Source organism: Streptococcus mitis (assembly GCF_003942965.1).
Taxonomy (GTDB): domain Bacteria; phylum Bacillota; class Bacilli; order Lactobacillales; family Streptococcaceae; genus Streptococcus; species Streptococcus mitis_BH.
The window spans coordinates 1-595 of sequence record NZ_RJOG01000090.1; the positions used below are offsets into that span (position 1 = coordinate 1).

Below are 595 nucleotides of genomic sequence, written 5' to 3' on the forward strand. Positions count from 1 at the left end.
GATCATTATTTTGTGTGATAACAATGATTTTAATAAAAGGATTCGCTATAGCATATATAATCTTCAGTTCCTGCCCAGTAAATTTAGATTTTGAATCTGCGAATTCATTTTCAAAAAGCTTTGAATCGACAATAATGATATCTGAAGAAGCTATGTTAGTATTTTCTAATAAACTTTGGTAGCTATCCTCACTACTACTAAATTTATAATAATCATATTCAAAAATATGCTCTTTCTCACTTAGAGTGAACAAATACTCATCTAGAAGAGGATCCAGCTTATCGTCTATATATGTTAGCTTTATATCACTAGTCATTGTCACTCCTCACTTTCATTAATTAATAAAGAAGCGGATAGATAAAACCCTTGATAATTAGGATTTATTTTAATTTCGCCACCTAGTTTGTATATCGTATTACTTACCATCCACATTCCAAGCCCATGCCCATCTTCTCTTGTAGTCTCATGTACATTCAAAATTTTCTCCGGTTTGTCTTTATACTTAACATCTAATCCTTTACCATTGTCGAAATATACTAAGTTAAGATTTCCATCCCTATAATTTAATTCGATAGTTATTGATAGCCCACTAGCC

General features: G+C 30.9%; 1 protein-coding gene and 1 pseudogene. Both read right to left on the reverse strand.

Going from position 1 to position 595, the window contains the following annotated elements; translation table 11 throughout:
• Nucleotides 1-316, reverse strand: a pseudogene (locus D8837_RS09460) (hypothetical protein); the annotation flags it as partial.
• 2 nt (nt 317-318) lie between these two features.
• On the reverse strand, nt 319-595 hold a 277-nt coding region (locus D8837_RS09465), incomplete at its 5' end, for an ATP-binding protein (RefSeq protein ID WP_398575076.1).